Source organism: Devosia sp. J2-20 (assembly GCF_055808475.1).
Map to the genome: position 1 here is coordinate 833304 of NZ_CM147870.1, position 18454 is coordinate 851757.

The window sequence follows — 18454 nt, forward strand, 5'->3', positions numbered from 1 at the left end:
GATCGCCACGGTTGGGCGTATCAAGAACGCACAGCGGTGTAACTACCCCTGCGCCGGGCACGAAAAAGGCCCCGGTGGAAACCGGGGCCAGGGGTGCTGGCGAGCGGGGGGACGACTGCGCCAGCGAGGGAGGAAGACTATTTACTGAGCAGGTGCGGCGACTGGATCAGTCGTTGCTGCTGGCTCGGCTGGTGCTGCTGGAGCAGCAACGCCATCAGCCGGTGCGGCTTCGGTGGCTGGTGCCTGGGCAGCAGGTGCCTCTACGGCTGGAGCTGTTTCGGTCATTGGCGCAGGGGCCATTGCCGGATCAGCCGGTGCTTCAACGGCAGGTGCAGTGTTCACATCCACCGTGGTTGCCGGACCGGAATTGGCCGAGAAGACCAGGTAGCCGATGGCCAACAGAGCCAAGGCAACGATGATGCCGACGAACCAGCCGGTGCCGTTGCTTTCGCGGGTATAGACGGTGCGGTTGCCGTCATTGGTATAGACTGTGTCGCGTTCGGGATAAGCCATGATGTCGATCCTTGTTTGAACCTATGGCAGAAAAACGCGGGGTAATTACTTTCGTTCCCGAGGCTGTGATCACGGATTTCAAGTTTATTGAAAATCGTAATTCGCGTTAAATTTCAGCTGGATAGTGAGCGCCATTGGTTTCCTGGGCGCAGCGTGCCGCACCCAGACTGACTTTGTTTTCCTGTATTTGGACATATTTGAGGGCGCGGTGTCCCGAAAAGTCCGATCAGTGCGGCGGTCGGGCTTCGATAGCCTTGTGAATTTCTTCGACCAGGCCTGGCTCCAGACCCAGCTTGGTGGCCAGCGCATCAAGATAGGCCCGCTCGGCTGCGGTATCGGCGGTGATCGCCACGAGCGATGCGGCATAGATCTCGGCGGCATGCTCGGGCGTGTCGGCACGGGCAACCACCGCATTGATATCGAGCGGGGTTGATAGCTCGTCAAACACCCAGGCCTTTTCTTCCGAAGAGAGCGGCATTGCTTCGAGTCGGGTGAAGATGGCTTCTTTCTCATCGGCATCAATGCGGCCATCGGCTTTAGCGGCCGAGATCATGGCGCGCACCAGCGTCTTGCCGAGTTGTTCTTGTGCATCAACATCCGCGGCTGGTGGGATGAAGGCATCGGGCGAGGATGGGGCTGGCGCGGCGGGTCTGGAATTCTGATGGTTCTGCCAGGCGCTATAAGCAAGTCCACCCAGAGCAGCCATGGCGCCAAGCTTGGCCGTGTTGCCGGCCAGCTTTCCCAGTTTTCCGCCGCTGAGCAACATGGCTGCGGCCAGCCCGGCTGCGCCCGTCATGGCAGTGTTCTGCGCATTCCTGTCGGTCTGAAGGGCTTTGACGATCTGGTCGATGTTGAACATGGCTACTCCCTTGGTTTTGTTCGAGATGGGGAATGATGGGTGTGATCGCAAGCGCGACGGAATGACGCTTGAGATGATGGATGACAAAAAAAGGGCCAGGCAAATTGCCCGGCCCTGATCGTGTTCGGTGTGGCGTTAAACGTTACCTGTTGGCGACGGTGATCAGCGGCGTGATGCGGCGGATCGTGACGCGACGGTTGGAGCGCTCAGCCGCTTCGGTACGGATCTTGAGGTAGCGCTCGCCATAGCCCTGTGTCGCCAGGTTTTCAGGCGGGACCCCATAGAAGTCGGTCAAGATACGGGCGACAGTGGCGGCGCGCAGATCAGACAGCTGCAGGTTGGAGATTTCCGAACCCACCGCGTCAGTGTGGCCTTCAATCAGGAAGGTCTCGCTAGGATTGTTGTCGAGCAGCTGCAGCATGGCGTTGGCCACATTGGAGAGTGCCCCAACCTGATCGCGGCTGATGGTAGCGGCGCCGGTGTCGAAGGTCAGGCCGCCGACTTCGAGCTTGCGCACGCTGTCACGAACGCGGGCGGAGCGCTTGACCTCGTCAATCGAATAAAGACGGGCAACCTGCTCGACCGGTGGCTGGCCAAAGAAGACTTCGACTTCCTGCTCGTTGGCGTATTCGGCATCAAGCACGTAGTCCTGAACCGGGATGTTCAAACGCAGTGGAGGCAGATCGCGACCTGGATCGCGCCATTCGATGAGATCGTTGTCGTAGCGCTCATCGAAATAGGCCAGGATGTATTCACGGCCGTCGGGATCAATGCGCGAGCGACGCAGTACGTCGCCATTGCGGTTACGGACGGTGACAATCTGGGTGCCATCGGGACGCGTGATGGTTTCGCGGACCCGGCCATTGCTCAGGGTTTCGTAGTAGATCTCGTCCTGCTGCGGATTGTAAAAGCGGTCGGTATCCTGACCCACCGAGTTCACGATCAGCTGGGTGCCGACCTGAAAGATCATCTGGGTGATGGCTTGACCGGGGTCGAGCGGCTGAATGGGGGTATTGGCAGACTGGCCAGTGGCCACATCAGCAGACTGTTCGGTCGACACGTTGTTCTGCTGCTGGCCGATATTGGCACCAGAATTGTCGATGTTGGTCGTGTTGTTGTTGGTAACGGTCGTCTGGTTGATGATCGTCACGTTCTGCGGCGTGGACTGCTGTTCGACGGCATTGGCCTGGACCGCCTGGCCTTCTTCAGCAGAGACCGGCTGGACGGCTTCCATGGTCTGGAAGCGCGACTGGGCGCTGGCGTCGCTGGTGGGGGCAGGTTCGGCAGCGGGTGCGGGTTCAGCCGAAGCTTCGCCTTCAACGGGCTGCTCAGGGTCCTTGGCGCTATCAAGCACGGGAGCAACCTGCTCCTGGGTCACGCCTTCGGGCAGGGTTTCGATTACTTCAGCGGGCTGTTCCACTGGCGCAGCAGGCTCGGCCTGTGCAGCGGGTTCAGCAGGCGCGTCCATCTTGGGAACTGCTGCCAGTTCAAGGCCATAATTGGCCAGGCAAGCAGTCACGTCGTCCATGCCGGCTTCAGCACACAGCGCAGCGATGTTCTGCTTGGCAGTGTCCATCTGAGCACGTGCGGCGGCCTCGTCGCCACCCGACATCATGTCGGCGATAGCGGCGTTGTAGACGTCAACTTCTGCCTGCAACTGGGCAGCGATATCGACAGTGGCCTCGATGGGGGCGGGTTGTTCAGCCGGTGCAGGCGCAGCGGCGGGCGCCGGTTCGGCAGCTGGCTGTTCCATGGCAGGCTCAGCTTCAGCTGCGGGCGCAGGCTCCGTGGCTGGGGCAGGCTCCGCGGCTGGGGCAGGCTCTGCAGCAGGGGCCGGCTCAGCTTGAGCAGCTGGCGCTGGCTCAGCTTCCATAGCCGGTGCGGGCTCTGGAGCCGGTTCAGCGGCGGGTTCAGGTGCTGGATCGGCAGCAGGCTCAGCCTCCTCGGCAGGAGCGGCCTGCTCAGCCGGGGCAGCTTCTACAGGTGCTGGTTCTGCCGCAGGAGCGGCAGCGGGCTCAGCGGACATGCTGGCCTCAACTTCGGCCACGCATTCTTCAATGCTTGTGTAGCCTGCCACGATACAGGCTTCAGTGAAGGAACCTTCAGCGGCGGCGAGGGCATCGGCGTCGCCAGATTGCTGGGCGGCCACATAGGCCTGATAGGCGGCGACAAGGTCACCATCCTGTGCGCGTACGGTGAGCGGCAGCAAGGCCATCAGGCCGATGCTGGTGCCGGTCAGGAGCCAGTTTTTGAGGCGCATTGTTTTTCCTTTAATACGATAGGCGATTGAGCCAAGCATCGTGGCAGCGGCCTGAACGCAGTCTGAACGGCGTTTGAGCGATGCCACGTGCTGATTTATTCCCCGCAGGCCCACAACGCCTGGCTTTTGGCATGGTTCCCCCATTGGCTCGTGCCATCACAGGCGCGCCGATCATGGCGCGATTGCGGCGGACTGGACGGATTGGTGTGCGACTGTGCTACTGGGCATGGCGATTTTCGTGCTAGGGCGGGGGCATGCAACAAGCCATTGATACGCTGATCATTCCGACTCAGGGCTCGGGTCTCTACGAATTCACGCAATCGGTCGCGCAATTCGTACACAAGAACGACGTGGCGACGGGACTGCTGACGGTGTTCGTGCGGCATACGTCGTGCTCGCTGCTGATCCAGGAGAATGCTGACGACGACGTCAAAACCGATCTGGATGGCTTCTTTGCGCGGCTGGCGCCCGAGGGCATGGACTGGCTGGTGCATACCACTGAAGGGCCTGACGACATGCCGGCCCATATCAAGGCGGCGCTGACGCAGACCTCGATCGGTGTGCCGATCAGCAATGGGGTGCCTGTGTTCGGCACCTGGCAGGGTATTTATTTATTCGAGCATCGTCGTCGGCCGCATCGGCGCGAGGTGGTGCTGCACATGATTGGAGACAGGTAATGGATTTGGTGGCCCAATACTGGCCGTTCGTGGTCGGTCTGATGATCACCGGGGTATGCTCGGGCATCGCCGCGGGATTGCTGGGCATTGGGGGCGGCGCGATCATCGTGCCTGCACTGTCCACGGCCCTGTCGCTGATGGGCTATGACGGCGACGTGGTGCAGCATGTGGCTGTGGGAACGTCGCTGGCCATCATTATTCCGACCGGCATTGTCAGTGCCCGCTCGCACTACAAGCGTGGGGCACTCGATATCGCCACGCTCAAGCTATGGGTGCCGTTCATTGTAGCCGGCACGTTCATTGGCGGGCTGGTGGCGGGCTATTTTTCGGGCAATGTGCTGCGTATCGTGTTCGCCTTCATGGCCTTCCTGATTGCCGCCAACATCATCTTTGCGTTCCAAACCAGGCTTATGGGACATCTGAAGGGCTCGGCGCTGACGCATCGCATCTCGGCCTCGGTGGTGGGGTTCATTTCGGCGCTGATGGGAATCGGTGGCGGTTCGCTGAGCGTGCCGACACTGGTGGCCTTTGGCGCGACCATGCATGCAGCGGTGGGCACCTCGGCGGCCATTGGCGTGGCAATCGCGGTTTCGGGCACGCTGGGCTTTGCGATTTCAGGCTGGGGCGCCGAAGGGCTGCCACCTCTGAGCCTGGGCTATATCAACCTGGTGGCGATGCTGCTGGTGGCGGTGCTGGCGGCCGTGTTCGCGCCGATGGGCGCGGCATTGGCGCACAAGCTCAATCAGCAGACGCTGAAATATGTCTTTGCCGGATTTCTGGTGCTGGTCGGCCTGAACATGCTGTGGAAGGTGCTGGCCGGCTAGAAGAAGGTTGGTGGGGACGGGTGACTACGATGGTCCGTCCCCACCGCCCAAGCCCCCTCAAAGAGGGGTATTGGAACGTTTATTTGCTGGTGTCAGCGAGTTCCCACTGCACGCTGACATTGATGGCAAAGCTCAATTCGCCGCCTTCGACTGGCACTTTGGCGGCGTCGGCCATCTCGGATCGGGCATACATGGGGTAGGGCTGGGGCTCATTGAACCCCTTGGTCTCGGAAATCGAGATAATCTCTTCAAGCGCGCCACCAGCGGCACCGGCATAGAGTTCAGCCTTGGCGCGGGCATCGGCAAAGGCTGCCTTGCGTGCTTCGTTGTAGAGATCAGCCGGATCGGCCACCGAGAAGGTGACGCCATTGATTGTGTTGGCGCCCACTGTCACGGACTTGTCGAGAATTTCGCCCAGCGTTTCGAGATCACGGACCGCTACCGTCACCGAATTGCTGACCTGATAGCCATTGATCTTGGGGGGCAGCGAATAGCCATTGGCATCGCGGGCGTCGGAATAGACGTAGTTTGGGTTGACCGAAAAACCCGAGGTCTGGATGTCGCGGGCTTCGATGCCGAATTCCTTGAGGGTGGCAATCAGGTCGGTCATGGCAGCGGTATTAGCGTCGAGCGCCTCACGCGCGGTGACGCCCTGCGTGGTGACACCGGAGCTGATCATCGCCATGTCGGGTGCTGCGGCGACTTCGCCACGGCCATCAATCGAGATCGTGCCAGCATAGGCTGGCTGAGCCAGACCGGCGAGCAGGGCGAAGGGAACGAGGGCAGCAAGGTGACGCATATGAAAACTCCATGAGCTGATCGGGGGGACTACTCCCCAGCCATTGCGTCAGTATTGCGGCACGGATGAACCGGAGTTGAACACTTCTGTGGACGGGTGTTCACAACTGGCATCGCCAAAAGTATGACTTATTACTAAGGTAGCGCTTGCGCGGCCCGGCTCGGGTGGAGTAGTCACGGCCCTAACATTTTAGGGGGCAGCAAGGTGAGTAACATGGACTATCCGAACGGCATTCTGGTGGGGCGCGCTCATGTGCCCGGACATGCCCATCCGCGGATTGTCACAGTGCGTGGCGAGGAATTGTTCGACATCACCGCACCCGGGATGGCTACGGTACGCGATATCGCCGAAAGCGGCCGCGCTGCAGACCATGTGCGCACGGCGCCGGGCGTGTCGCTGGGCAATGCCAAGGCCGTGCTGGCCAACAGTGTGGCTGCTGCCACCGATGCGAAATTGCCTAGTCTGCTGTCTCCAATTGATCTGCAGGCCATCAAGGCCTCGGGCGTTACCTTTGTGGTGTCGCTGCTGGAAAGAGTAATCGAAGAACAGGCCCGCGGGGATAACTCCCGTGCCGATGCGCTGCGCACCGAAATCCTCGATCTGATCGGCATGGACCTCAGCGAACTGGTTCCCGGTTCGGAAGCGGCGATGAAGGTGAAGGCGGCGCTGATCGAAAAGGGCGTGTGGAGCCAGTATCTCGAAGTCGGTATCGGCCCGGATGCGGAAATCTTCACCAAGGGTCAGCCGATGAGTTCGGTGGGATATGGCGCTGAAGTGGGGCTTCACCCTGCTTCGAGCTGGAACAATCCCGAGCCAGAAGTGGCGCTGCTGGTGACCAGCACCGGTGCCATCATCGGCGCGACACTGGGCAATGACGTCAATCTGCGCGACGTGGAAGGCCGTTCGGCGCTGTTGCTGGGCAAGGCCAAGGACAATAATGCTTCGGCGTCGCTGGGGCCGTTCGTCCGCCTGTTCGACGGGACGTTCACGCTCGAGACCATCAAGAACAGCGAAATAGCACTGCGGGTTGAAGGCGAGGATGGCTTCGTGCTTGAAGGACACTCCTCGATGAACCAGATTTCGCGGACGCCGGAGTCGCTGGTTGCAGCGACGCTGGGGACGCACCATCAATATCCGGACGGGCTGGTGCTGTATCTGGGCACCATGTTCGCGCCAGTGAAGGATCGCGACGGCGCCGGCAAGGGGTTCACCCACAAGCTTGGCGATGTCGTTTCGATCTCGACAGAAAGCCTGGGAACCCTGTCTAACAGGGTGAACCTGTCAACCAAATGTCCGCCCTGGACCTATGGCAGCAGCCATCTGCTGCGCGACCTGGCCAAGGCAGACCTCCTTTAGACCCCACCCGAAAGGCATCAATAATGGCTGAATTGCACAAGAACCTCATCAACGGGGAATGGGTTGGCGCGGATGGCGCCGAGAACATCAACCCCTCCAATATCAAGGAAGTGGTGGGCGTCTATGCCCGCGCGACCGCCGAAGACACCAAGCAGGCCATCGCTGCCGCCAAGGCGGCTTTCCCTGCATGGTCGCGCTCGGGCATTCTGCAGCGGCACGCCATCCTGAGCAAAGCCAGCCAGGAAATCCTGGAGCGCAAGGCCGAGCTGGGCGAGCTGCTCAGCCGCGAAGAAGGCAAGACCTTGCCTGAAGCCATCGGCGAAGTGACGCGCGCAGCGCAGATCTTTGATTTCTTTGCTGGTGAAGTGCTGCGCCTTGCTGGCGAAGTGCTGCCAAGCGTGCGTCCCGGCGTTGGTGTGGAAATCACCCGCGAGCCAATCGGCGTGATCGGCATCATCACCCCTTGGAACTTCCCGATTGCCATTCCGACCTGGAAAATGGCCCCAGCGCTTGCCTACGGCAATACCGTGGTGATCAAGCCTGCCGATCTGGTGCCGGGCTCGACCTGGGCGATTGTCGACATTCTCAAGCGCGCTGGCCTGCCTGATGGCGTGCTCAACCTTGTAATGGGCAAGGGTTCGGTCGTTGGCCAGACCATGCTCGACAGCAAGGACGTGACCGCGATCACCTTCACCGGCTCGGTTGGTACCGGCAAGCGCGTTGCAGCAGCCTCGATCGAGGTTGGTCGCAAGTTCCAGCTCGAAATGGGCGGCAAGAACCCGACCATCGTGCTTGACGACGCCGACCTCAAGGTGGCCGTTGAAACCGTGGCCCAGTCGGCCTTCTTCTCGACGGGTCAGCGTTGCACCGCGTCATCGCGCGTGATCGTGACCGAAGGCATCCACGACGCATTTGTCGATGCCCTGTGCGAGCGCACCAAGAACCTGCGTGTCGGCGATGCCCTGGCCAAGGACACCGAAATCGGTCCTGTGGTCGATCCGGGCCAGCTCAAGCAGGACATGGACTATATCGAGATCGGTCAGTCCGAGGGGGCGACGCTGCGCGTGGGCGGCAATCGGGTCAATGCGGCAACGGAAGGCTACTTCCTGCAGCCAGCGCTGTTCACCGACGCCACCAACGACATGCGCATCAGCCGCGAAGAGATCTTCGGGCCGGTGGCCTCGGTCATTCGCGCCAAGGACTATGATGAAGCGCTGGCCATGGCCAATGACACCGAGTTCGGTCTGTCGGCCGGTATCGTGACCACCTCGCTGAAATACGCCACCGACTTCAAGCGCAATTCCGAAGCGGGCATGGTGATGGTCAATGTGCCGACCGCTGGCGTGGACTTCCACGTGCCATTTGGTGGTCGCAAGGGCTCGAGCTATGGCCCACGCGAGCAGGGCAAGTACGCGGCCGAGTTCTTCACCGTAGTCAAGACGGCCTATACCGCCGCCGGCTAATCGCCATTGCGGTTTTAGAACGACCAGCCCTCGCAGCATCACGCTGTGGGGGCTTTTGCTGGGCTATCGACGCTGGGTCAGTGCCATGCCAGCCAGAATGAGCACCACACCCAGGCTGCTGGCCCAGAGCGTGGTGGGGACATTGCGCAGCAGATCGAGCGCGACGCCGGAAACCATCTGGCCGCTAATGACCAACAGGGCCGTGTTGGCTGCGCCGATGCGGGCGATCAGCCAGCTGCCGGCAGCCACAAAGACAACGCCAATGGGGCCGCCCACATAGGCATGCCAAGGGGCGTCGGCGGCGCCGGGCGGGACCAGCCCGCCAATGATGAGCCCCAGCACGCTGAGGGCGACAAAGCCCACCAGATGGTTCCAGAACGAGGCAATCAGCGGGGCGGTTGACAGGGCAAGTCGACCATTGATCTGGCGGCTGAGGCTGACCAGTGCCCCGGCCGTAAGGGCAAAGAAAATGGGCAGGATCATGCGCCTCTCCCGAACAGGATGATCAGGGCGCTACCGGCGACAATCAAAGCCAGCGCCGCCATATCGCGGGCCGTGGGGCGGCGGCGGGGCATGCCGAACAGTCCCCAGCGATCGGCGGCAAGGCTGAACACAACCTGACCGGCCAGACCCAGCGCCAGCGTGCCGGACAGGGCTAGGGCGGAGTTGACGGTGGTGGAGGTCAGAATGACGGTGAGGGCGCCCGATATGCCGCCCAGATAGGCCCAGAGTGGCGCCTTGCCGGACGCGACGGGCGCGCGCGGGCGCCGATACAGCACGGCAAGCATGATGATGGCGGCCACGGTGCCGGTGCCATGGGCGGCCCAGGAGGAAAATAGCGGGTTGCCGTAATGGGCCAGCTGGCCGTTGAACAGGACCATCAAGGTGAGCAGGCCGCCGGTGAGGAAGGCGGCCAGCACATGGAGCGGATTGAGCCGCTGGGTGGTGGTAGTCATGCAAGGTCCGAATCGTGGTGAGGCGTGGCCAAAACTAGCATGCCTGATCCGCTTCAATGCACGTTGACAGCCCGCGCCATGGCCTGACGACCGAGCAGTTGGCAAAGCTTGAAAATGCCCAGCTCGATCTGGGCCTCGTCGGCCAGCGAAAAGCTTAGCCGCAGGGTGTTGCGACCCGTGCCGTCGGGGAAGAAGGCGCCGCCGGGCACAAAGGCGACGTCTTCGCGAATAGCCTGCGAAAGCAGGGCACTGGCGTCGAGGTGCTCGGGCAATTCGAGCCAGATGAACATGCCGCCATCGGGCTTTTTCCAGCGCACGCCGGTGGGAGCATAGCGCTCCAGCGCGGCCAGCATGGCATCGCGCCGTGTGCGATAGACGCAGCGAATGGCGGTTACCTGCGCATCATAGCTGCTGGTGGCGACATGGTGCATGACCATCTGGTTGACGGTTGAGGTGTGCAGATCCGCGCTCTGCTTGAGCATGGCAAGTTTGCGGATCAGGGCTGTGGGGCCGCAGACCCAACCAATGCGCAGGCCGGGTGACAGTGTCTTGGAAAAGGTGCCGCAATAGAGCGTGCGGGTAGCCTCGACAGGGCCACTGGCGGCGTCGAGTGCGGCAATGGCGGGCAGGGCCTCGCCATCGTAGCGTAGGGCCGAGTAGGCGGCGTCTTCGACGATGATGGCATTGAGCGCTCGGGCCTGTTCGAGCGCTTGCTGGCGGGCAAGGCGGCTCATGGTGACGCCTGTCGGATTGGCGAAATCGGGCACCAGATAGAGCAGGCGCGGGGCGTCGTCGTCCAGCGGATGGGGGGTGTCGAGTGCGGCAAAGCGGGGCTGGTAGGCGGAAAAGGCCTGCACGGCGCCCAGATAGGTGGGGCGGGCGGTGACTACGGCGCTGCCGGGATCGATCAGTAATTTGCCAATCAGATCAAGCGCCTGCTGGGAGCCAGTGGTGATCAGGATGTTGTCTGCCGTGGCCGGTACGCCCTGGGACTGCATATGGCTGGCCAGCCACTGGCGCAGCGGCGCGTAGCCTTCGGTGGTGGAGTATTGCAGGGCTTCGCGCGCCACCTGGGGGCCGCCAAATGCTTCGTGGCAGGCGGCCTGAAAAGCGGCGAGATTGAATAGCGCCGGGTCCGGAATGCCGCCCGCAAAGGAAATCATCGACGGCTTGCCGACCAGCTTGAGTAGCTCGCGGATTTCGGAAGCCTTGAGGGTCTGGGCGCGTGTGGCGAGGCGAAAAGCGGGCTGGGTCATTTGTACCATCCGTCAGTGATATGACTGATACAATCACTTCATTATTGTTATGTCAACTGTATTGACCTTGTTGCGAGGAGGCCGTAGGAATCACCCTCGGATGCGGTGCTGTATCCGCCGCTGTGCTGGCGGTTTCGATGTCGGGGCAGGGTTTTCAACATTGTAACACTGCCTGTGTGGGCGGGGATTGGGAGACGGCGATGAGTTTTGTATCGGAATATGCAGTGGCGGCGCCTGCGGTTGCCGTGGCGCATTTTGGCCAGCGGCTGGCGCTAGAGACTGACTGCGCTGATGTGCAGGCGTGCCTGGCGGCTGGCGATGTGGATTTTGTGCTGCTCCATGTGGTGGGCTCGGATGCAGCCTTTGCCCGCCGGCATGTGCCGGGTGCCCTGCATCTGCCGCATCGCCAGATCAGTGCTGAACGGATGGCGCAATGGCCTGCAGACACGCTGTTTGTGGTGTATTGCGCGGGGCCGCACTGCAATGGTGCTGACCAGGCAGCGTTGAAGCTGGCGCGGCTGGGGCGTCCGGTCAAGCTGATGATTGGCGGACTGACAGGCTGGGCCGATGAGGGTTTTGCCTTTGAGAGTGCTGTCGAGGCAGTGTCACAGGTCGGGTCAACTGGTTGACAGACTGTGCACACTGAGCCTCGCCCCAGGGCCGATTGTGCTGCGGTTTGGGGGCGCATGGACAATGGCAGTGGCGGGTATGATAGTATCAGCATAATGAGTGATACAATATCAGAAAACAGCAATACAATGCAGCTTGATGATAGTGACCTGCCGCTGCATGAGCGGCTGGCCAATGCCGTCGAGGCGGCGATAGCGACCGGGCAGTTCCAGGCAGGGTCACGCCTGCCGACACACCGGCAATTGGCACAGCAGTTTTCGGTATCGATTGGCAGCGTGACGCGGGCGATTGATACGCTGAGTGCCCGTGGCGTGGTACGCGGCGAGATCGGGCGCGGCACGTTCGTGCTCGAGCAGGGCGATAGCGATGATGGTGGTGTGGTGGACCTGACGGTCAACGCACCGCCACCCGTGGTGCCGCTGGCGCGGTTGAACGAAGCGAGCCTGATGGCCAATCGACAGGCGCTGGGGTTGGCCCATGGCGGCTATGTCGACCCCAGTGGGACCGAGCGGCAGCGCGCCGTGATCGCTGACTGGCTGAGCCAGAGCCGGACCGCGCTGAAGGCCGATGATATCCTGTTGTGCAACGGGGCCCAGCAGGGGCTACATCTGGCCTTTGCCGTGCTGCAGCCGCGCTCCAACATCATCCTGACCGAAACGGCAACATTCCCCGGCGCCCTGGCGGCGGCGGCCAATCTGGGGATGAGCATGGCGCCGGTGGCCATTGATGATGAAGGCATGTTGCCCACCGCACTGGCACAGGCGCTGGAAACCAGCGGTGCGCGGATCATCTATACAACGCCGGTGTGCCAGAACCCTCTGGGGTTTGAAACGGGGCCAGCGCGGCGGCGCGAACTGGCGACAATCGCCCGGCGCTATGACGCGATGATCATCGAGGATGATATTTACGGAGTCTATGCGGCCAAGGGGCGACTGACCTATCGCGAGCTGGCGCCCGAGCGGGTGTTTTATGTCACCAGTCTGTCCAAGAGCGTGACGCCGCTGGTACGCGAAGGGGTGATCGCGCCGCCGCCCGAACTGATGGCGGCCGTGCGCAAGCGGCTGCGGGCCGAATGCTGGGGGTTACCGCCCTATATTGGCGAACTGGCCGCCGCGATGATCGAGACGGGACTGGCGGGCGACGCCGCATCGGCCCTGCGCGAAGAGGCCCGCGCGCGCGTGGCGCTGACCCAGGATTTGCTGGGACTGGATGCTGTGCCGATGCCCGATGGCGCACCGCATGTGTGGCTGGCCATGGACCCTCTCAAGGCCGAGCAGTTCGCCCGCCGCGCCAGCGAAGCCGGGGTGCGCATCACCCCGCCTTCGGCCACCCAGGTGGGCGAGGCGCCGGTGAGCGGGGTGCGGCTCTGCATCATGGCCCCCGCTGCCCGCGCCACACTGACCCGGGCTCTCAAGATCATTGCCGGGATACTGGGCAGTGACGAGGATGTGGTGGTTTAAGGGCGCGGGGCTGGAGCAGCGCTGCAACCTAGTGTTCACGGCGTGGCTGGCTTCAGCGACCACCGCAATTCGGCGCACAGCGTTGGCTTTGTTTCGCTGATAATCGACGCGGCATAAAACCGCTCTTGGGTGGGTGTCCATTGGAAGGGACCGGCGCCGGCGCCCGTCAGGTGCGGATAATGAGCAGCGGAGTGCCTAGACGTCGTCCGGCGGTTGTTCAGACGCACTTCCCGGCGTTTTTCCGCCCAGAGCGTCGCGCAATTCCAGAGTGATCTCGGCAAGCTCGCGTGCCTTTTCCGGACCGATTGCGTTCTCAATGACATCGTCAATGGCGCGCCAGGCCGCGCGAATCTGATCGAGCAGGTCACTGCCCTTTTTGATAGTCTGAGCGTGTTGCTGCGAATGTCGTGGCGATCGACTTCGCGCGTGATGAAACCGGCCGCCACCAGCCGTGCCGTCATGGTGCTCATGCTGGCCGGGGAGACATCGAAAGCCCGGGCAAGTTCGACCTGCGACGCGCGGCTCATTCTGGCGAGAGCATCGAGGATGCGTGCCTGTCGCGGCTTGATGCCAAGCGGCGCAAGCTGATGATGGAGGCGGTCCTCGATGAGGTCTGCGGAATGCAGCAGGTAGTGCAGGCGAAGGCTGTCTGATTGCATGGGTATAGTTAGTATGCTAACTGTCACGTAACGGCAAGAGGGGCGCGGGGTGCAATCGGCGCGCGGTGTCCGGCCTTCAATATACAGGAGACGGCTTACTTTCGTGAGCTTCCTGGCCACTGCTCTGCGAATTTGGAACATCATGCAAAAAACCAACCAAGCGATCCGTACTCTACTGCTTGCTGGCGCGTTCACGACGCCCGGTATTGCCGCCGCGCACAGCGACATGGCCAGCTTCGACGCCGCCATATTCGTCGAGCAGCCGGTCACCGTGGAGTGCATGCTGGACAATGGCGCTGCCGCGAGTTGTCACGAGTTCACGGTGCGCTATTTGCCTGAGGGTCTCGAGATTGGACCATTTTGTCCTGTGACCCTGGACGACGTCGGGGGCATCTGGGAATGGACCGGCGAGAATGGCGGGCTGTACCGCGTTGACGCCGCTTTCCTGCATATGCTCGATGATCTGGGCTATCGCTTCTTTGACGATGACGGCACCGTCCATGTGGTGGATATCGCGACCGAGCAACCAAGTGTCGATCATGCCTGCATCAATGTCTCGGCCGACGAGACTGTCACCATCACCATGCGCCTTCCGGTCGATCCGGTCATGGCAGAAACCCCAACTGCTCTGGGCGTGGTTGGCAAGGTCGGCGTCGCGCTTGATGGCGTGCCGATCTTCTCGGATGCACCCAGCATCCAGCAGACTGGCCATATGCCCGCGCTTGACACCTGTGGCGGCCATATCGATCCCGGCGGCTGGTATCACTGGCACGCCACCTCGACCGATATCGACACGGTCTTTGAAGCCGAAGACGTGGCGGCCCAGTGCGGCCTGGAACAGGACAGCGCCGCCCTGTTCGGATATGCCTTTGATGGCTTCCCGATGTATGGCAGCGCCGAGGCCGATGGATCTTCCCCGGTAGCGCTCGATGACTGCAATGGCCATGTCGGGGTGACGGCGCTGGGCGAGACCTATCACTACCATTCTTCCAAGGAATTTCCGAACCTGCCGGCCTGTCTGGTTGGCGTTCAGGCGCAGGACAATTTCTCGACTACGGCAAGTGCCGGGGTCGGCGCGACTCAGGCTGGTGAGGGCGGTCGCAACGAGCCGCCACGTCCAACCGATGGTGGCCAGGGCGGGGCGCCTGCCGGCCTTGACGCGGCAGCTGCAACGCTGGGGATCACCACCGAGGCGCTGATGGATGCCCTGGGAGACGCCCAGGGCGGTCGCCCTGATCTGGCCGCAGCTGCAGCAACTCTTGGTATTACCGAAGGCGAGCTGAGTGCCGCCCTGCCAGCGCCGCCTATGCAGTAGATGGCCGCTGAGCCGTGTATGCGGTTGTGGGGGTGTCGAACAAAGCATCGATCAGCAGAACGTTAGGACACAGGATATGAAGATCGCCATTGTCGCCATTGCTGGCTGGATCGCCGCGACAGCGCCGGGCCTTGCCCAGACTCAGAGCCAGGCTGATCGTCTCGAGGAGATCGCCCAGTTCTTTGCTGGTGCCGATATCGTCTCGGGGCCGTCAGTTGTGGACTGCACCTTGTCAGGCGGAACCAAAACCACCTGCTTTCAGCTCACCGTGACGACCGATCCGCAGACCTACACGCCCGGCCCGTGGTGCCCGAGCAACATCTCCCAGGACGCGTCACATGGCGGCATCTGGCTGGAAGATGGCGAAGTGCACGACGTCGACGGTGCCTTTATTGCCAATCTGGCCGAATTCTATGGCGATACCGACTGGCAGTTGTTCGATGCGCAGACGGGTGACATCAATTTTACCGGCACACTGGCATCGTGTGAGGCCGCTGCGCGTCCCGATGTCGATGCGGCCCATAATAATTACTGCGTGCAGTGCCTGCCCGAATACATGCCTGATGATGCGAGCGTGACCTATGTCATTCCGCTCGATCCGCAGCCAGCGGCACGGGCGTCGCAGACTGGCATGTCAGGCTCCGGCATCGCCTATAACGGCATTCGCCTGGATGGGCCTGCGCCTGTCGACGCGATCCTGGATGCGCACACCATCGCGCCATTCGACGATTGTGGGGGCCATGTCAATTTGCATGTCGGCTACCACTATCATGCCGTCACGACTTGTCTGGATGCGTCACCGTCAACCACGGGGCCGGTGTCTGCCGACGCCGCCGCGGAGCACGGCATGCAGATCGGGCTGGCCATGGATGGCTACCAGATATTTTCGCATCTGATGGGTGATGGCAGCGATCCGGCCGATCTGGACGCGTGCAACGGTCATCAGGCTGACAATGCGTCTTACCACTATCATGCAGGCGAAGCAGGCTCGAACGCTATTCTGGCCTGCCTGATGGCAGAAGCCGGTTGCGTTAGTGAGGACGCTGATGCGGCGTGCGATGCGTCGGCGCGACCCGGGCGACCGTAGTCGTTGATCTTACCCGGATGAGGGCTGGCGGTTGAGGGAGCCCTGGAATCCGCGCCGGTTTCTGCGCGTCAGGATTGGTTGATACGATCTCCCGTCTGAGGTATGATGTACGTACCTCATTTTTGTTGTGTCCCCAGAATCCCAGGCGGGCTCAGAAGGGCGTGAGGGGTGGGGGAGGTATCAAGATGACGTCGTTCGAGATCAAGCCTGAGAGCGTCATTGCAGACGAGCAGTCGCTTCGGAAGCTGTTTTCCGAGACGCATGAGCTGGCTGTTCAGAAGCAACAGGGCGCGCTCGACGCGCACGCCCAGGCGTTTATTCGGCGTTCGCCGTTCATTTGCATAGGCACCCAGAACCTGGTGGGACAGGCCGATGTCAGCCCGCGCGGGGATCCGGTTGGCTTTGTCAAAATCCTCGATAAACACACGCTCGCGATACCAGACCGGCCCGGCAATAACCGGCTCGATAGCCTGGTCAATATACTCGAGAATCCGCGGGTCGGCCTGTTGTTCATCATCCCGGGGTTCGACGATACCTTGCGCGTGAACGGGCACGGCAGTCTGGTCACCGATCCCGACGTCCTTGAGGGCATGACCGTCAATGGCCGCTCGCCCAAACTGGCGATCGTGGTCAAGGTGGATGAGGTCTTTCTGCATTGCGCCAAAGCCTTTCGGCGCGCGCAATTGTGGAACCCGGAGCACTTCCAGAACCGCTCGGACATGCCGTCGCTGATCAAAATGATCCTAGACCAGTCCAGCGGCGCGCCCAGCGACGCAACCGCGCAGCGCAAGCTCGATGATGATCTAGAAGATGACTACAAGCGCACCTTGTACTGACTAGCGGGGCGGTGCTGCCGCCTTTCCTGTTGGCAGCTGGTCATGATGGGGCATCTGCATCTGTCAATGCGGCCTGGTTGAGGTAACTGCGGCACATCTGGGCCAGTTGATCGCGGACATCATTTTCAAGGCCTGCCGGGAGGCGACGTTCGAAGACGTTGCGGACGGTGCCGAAAATCACCGCCAAAAGCGTGGTGTTGACCAACGGCAGATCGGCGAAGCGGGCATCGGGGGCCGTGCAGAACATGGCGATGGTGGCGGTATCGACGCGCTGCGCAAAAGTGGCGATCAGGGCGTCATTGTCGAGTTCAACCGCGGCGCGATAAAGGGCGCGGGTGACGTCGCTGCGCTCGGTCTTGGCGGCCCAGTAAGTGTTCACCAGAGCATCGACCATTTCCGCGATGGGGACGCCTGCGTGCTGGCTGCAGGTTGTCTCGATCCTGTCAGCGACCATGTCGAGATAGCGCTCGTTGAGGGCGTAGAGCAGCGCCTGCTTGTGGGGGAAGTACTGATACATGGTGCCCACAGATACACCTGCACGGTCGGCGACGCGGGTGGTGGTCAGGCGGTTGAGACCCTGGGCCAGCAAAACCTGAATAGTGGCTTCGAAAATGGCGTCGAGCGTGACCATCGAGCGCGCCTGAAGCGGCTTTTTGCGGGCAGCCAGATGGCCCGGAGTGGTGGTGGCCATATGCGGATCCTCAAGATGAATGATCCTTCATATAATCGGCTGCATCAGCAGAACAATGTGAAAGATTACGCATGACCAACACGCAACGCATTGCGCTTGTGACCGGCGCCAATAAGGGGATCGGGTTTGAAATTGCCCGCCAGCTCAAGGCGGCGGGTGTCACCATCATCGTAGGCGCCCGCAATGGTGAACGTGGCAAGACGGCGGCTACAGCGCTGTCGAGCGCGGATGAGCAGGTCGCGTTCATCCAGATCGATGTGACGGACGCCGCCAGCATTGGGGCCGCTGCCGCCGAGATCGAGGCCCGGCACGGGCGGCTGGACATCCTGATCAACAATGCCGGGATCGTCGACGCGGCAGACGGCCCGCCCAGCGTGTCGGATATCGATGCGGTGAGACGGTTGATGGAGACCAATTTCATCGGCGCGCTGAGCGTGACCCAGGCCATGCTGCCGCTATTGCGCAGGGCGCCGGCCGCACGGATCGTCAACCTGTCCACGACATTGGGTTCGCTGACGATCAATGGCGACCCCAGCTCGCCCTATTATGAGGCCCGGCTGATTGGCTACAACGCTTCGAAAGCGGCGCTGAACATGCTGAGCGTGCAACTGGCCGCAGAGCTGGCGGGAAGCGGGATCGCGGTCAATGCGGTGGCGCCGGGCTATGTCAAAACCGACCTGACGGGGCATGTCGGCTTCATGAGCGCTGAAGAGGGCGCCAGGCTGCCGGTGCAATATGCCTTGCTGGGTGCAGATGCGGTCTCCGGGCGCTTTGTGGCGCCAGACGGGGAAACACCCTGGTAGGAGCGGGCTG

General features: G+C 61.8%; 19 protein-coding genes. 10 read left to right on the top strand and 9 right to left on the bottom strand.

Annotated elements, in window-relative coordinates:
* Positions 1-141: 141 nt before the first annotated feature.
* The 3 genes from AC0L37_RS04060 to AC0L37_RS04070 all read right to left on the bottom strand — a co-directional run bounded on the left by AC0L37_RS04060 (position 142) and on the right by AC0L37_RS04070 (position 3632).
* Positions 142-513, bottom strand: a complete 372-nt coding sequence (locus tag AC0L37_RS04060; protein WP_249327856.1) for a hypothetical protein — start codon at positions 511-513, stop codon at positions 142-144.
* Between the two features lie 226 nt (positions 514-739).
* Positions 740-1372, bottom strand: coding sequence for a tellurite resistance TerB family protein (locus tag AC0L37_RS04065; protein WP_282221934.1), 633 nt, complete (start codon positions 1370-1372; stop codon positions 740-742).
* 142 nt (positions 1373-1514) lie between these two features.
* Positions 1515-3632 carry an OmpA family protein gene (locus AC0L37_RS04070; protein ID WP_282221933.1) on the bottom strand — a complete coding sequence of 706 codons (2118 nt, stop codon included), beginning with the start codon at positions 3630-3632 and terminating at the stop codon, positions 1515-1517.
* Positions 3633-3886: 254 nt separating this feature from the next.
* On the opposite strand from AC0L37_RS04070, the gene AC0L37_RS04075 reads away from it, so the two are divergent.
* Together AC0L37_RS04075 and AC0L37_RS04080 are read left to right on the top strand one after the other, a co-directional pair.
* A complete protein-coding gene (locus tag AC0L37_RS04075; RefSeq protein ID WP_269370925.1) occupies positions 3887-4309 on the top strand; it encodes a secondary thiamine-phosphate synthase enzyme YjbQ in 423 nt (140 codons plus the stop codon).
* Entirely contained in the window at positions 4309-5133 is an 825-nt protein-coding gene (locus tag AC0L37_RS04080; protein ID WP_282221932.1) for a sulfite exporter TauE/SafE family protein, read from the top strand. Before AC0L37_RS04075 ends, AC0L37_RS04080 begins: the two co-directional genes overlap by 1 nt.
* Positions 5134-5212: 79 nt before the next feature.
* Here the strand turns inward: AC0L37_RS04080 and AC0L37_RS04085 are convergent, their stop codons facing one another.
* Positions 5213-5932, bottom strand: a complete 720-nt coding sequence (locus tag AC0L37_RS04085; RefSeq protein ID WP_282221931.1) for an SIMPL domain-containing protein — start codon at positions 5930-5932, stop codon at positions 5213-5215.
* A gap of 213 nt (positions 5933-6145) precedes the next feature.
* Between AC0L37_RS04085 and AC0L37_RS04090 the strand changes: the two genes are divergently transcribed.
* Positions 6146-7288 (top strand): fumarylacetoacetate hydrolase family protein, encoded by a 1143-nt coding sequence (locus AC0L37_RS04090; RefSeq protein ID WP_282221930.1) that lies wholly within the window; start codon positions 6146-6148, stop codon positions 7286-7288.
* A 23-nt stretch (positions 7289-7311) separates the two neighbouring features.
* On the top strand, positions 7312-8751 hold the full coding sequence (locus tag AC0L37_RS04095; RefSeq protein WP_269370917.1) for an aldehyde dehydrogenase family protein: 1440 nt from the start codon (positions 7312-7314) through the stop codon (positions 8749-8751).
* 63 nt (positions 8752-8814) lie between these two features.
* Here the strand turns inward: AC0L37_RS04095 and AC0L37_RS04100 are convergent, their stop codons facing one another.
* The 3 genes from AC0L37_RS04100 to AC0L37_RS04110 are packed head-to-tail and all read right to left on the bottom strand — an operon-like array spanning position 8815 to position 10963.
* Positions 8815-9234, bottom strand: coding sequence for a DMT family transporter (locus AC0L37_RS04100; RefSeq protein ID WP_212657168.1), 420 nt, complete (start codon positions 9232-9234; stop codon positions 8815-8817).
* Complete coding sequence (locus tag AC0L37_RS04105) at positions 9231-9707, bottom strand: DMT family transporter (RefSeq protein WP_282221929.1); 477 nt, start codon at positions 9705-9707, stop codon at positions 9231-9233. Before AC0L37_RS04105 ends, AC0L37_RS04100 begins: the two co-directional genes overlap by 4 nt.
* 53 nt (positions 9708-9760) lie before the next feature.
* Positions 9761-10963: an aminotransferase-like domain-containing protein gene (locus AC0L37_RS04110; RefSeq protein ID WP_282221928.1), complete on the bottom strand. Its 1203-nt coding sequence runs from the start codon at positions 10961-10963 to the stop codon at positions 9761-9763.
* A 200-nt stretch (positions 10964-11163) separates the two neighbouring features.
* Here AC0L37_RS04110 and AC0L37_RS04115 point away from each other — a divergent pair, with 200 nt between their 5' ends.
* Both AC0L37_RS04115 and AC0L37_RS04120 read left to right on the top strand, forming a co-directional pair.
* On the top strand, positions 11164-11592 hold the full coding sequence (locus AC0L37_RS04115; protein WP_282221927.1) for a rhodanese-like domain-containing protein: 429 nt from the start codon (positions 11164-11166) through the stop codon (positions 11590-11592).
* 129 nt (positions 11593-11721) lie between these two features.
* Positions 11722-13053, top strand: a complete 1332-nt coding sequence (locus AC0L37_RS04120; protein ID WP_282221926.1) for an aminotransferase-like domain-containing protein — start codon at positions 11722-11724, stop codon at positions 13051-13053.
* Positions 13054-13088: 35 nt separating this feature from the next.
* On the opposite strand, the gene AC0L37_RS04125 is transcribed toward AC0L37_RS04120, so the two are convergent.
* Positions 13089-13712 carry a MarR family winged helix-turn-helix transcriptional regulator gene (locus AC0L37_RS04125; protein ID WP_282221925.1) on the bottom strand — a complete coding sequence of 208 codons (624 nt, stop codon included), beginning with the start codon at positions 13710-13712 and terminating at the stop codon, positions 13089-13091.
* Between the two features lie 142 nt (positions 13713-13854).
* On the opposite strand from AC0L37_RS04125, the gene AC0L37_RS04130 reads away from it, so the two are divergent.
* The 3 genes from AC0L37_RS04130 (at position 13855) to AC0L37_RS04140 (ending at position 16950) form a co-directional block, all read left to right on the top strand.
* Complete coding sequence (locus AC0L37_RS04130; RefSeq protein WP_282221924.1) at positions 13855-15027, top strand: YHYH protein; 1173 nt, start codon at positions 13855-13857, stop codon at positions 15025-15027.
* 76 nt (positions 15028-15103) lie between these two features.
* Positions 15104-16114 (top strand): YHYH protein, encoded by a 1011-nt coding sequence (locus tag AC0L37_RS04135; RefSeq protein WP_282221923.1) that lies wholly within the window; start codon positions 15104-15106, stop codon positions 16112-16114.
* A 185-nt stretch (positions 16115-16299) separates the two neighbouring features.
* Positions 16300-16950, top strand: coding sequence for a pyridoxamine 5'-phosphate oxidase family protein (locus tag AC0L37_RS04140; protein WP_282221922.1), 651 nt, complete (start codon positions 16300-16302; stop codon positions 16948-16950).
* Between the two features lie 40 nt (positions 16951-16990).
* On the opposite strand, the gene AC0L37_RS04145 is transcribed toward AC0L37_RS04140, so the two are convergent.
* The gene (locus AC0L37_RS04145) at positions 16991-17641 is read right to left on the bottom strand and encodes a TetR/AcrR family transcriptional regulator (RefSeq protein ID WP_282221921.1); all 651 of its coding nucleotides are present in this window, start codon (positions 17639-17641) and stop codon (positions 16991-16993) included.
* Between the two features lie 71 nt (positions 17642-17712).
* Here AC0L37_RS04145 and AC0L37_RS04150 point away from each other — a divergent pair, with 71 nt between their 5' ends.
* Positions 17713-18444, top strand: coding sequence for an SDR family oxidoreductase (locus tag AC0L37_RS04150; RefSeq protein ID WP_282221920.1), 732 nt, complete (start codon positions 17713-17715; stop codon positions 18442-18444).
* Positions 18445-18454: the final 10 nt, after the last annotated feature.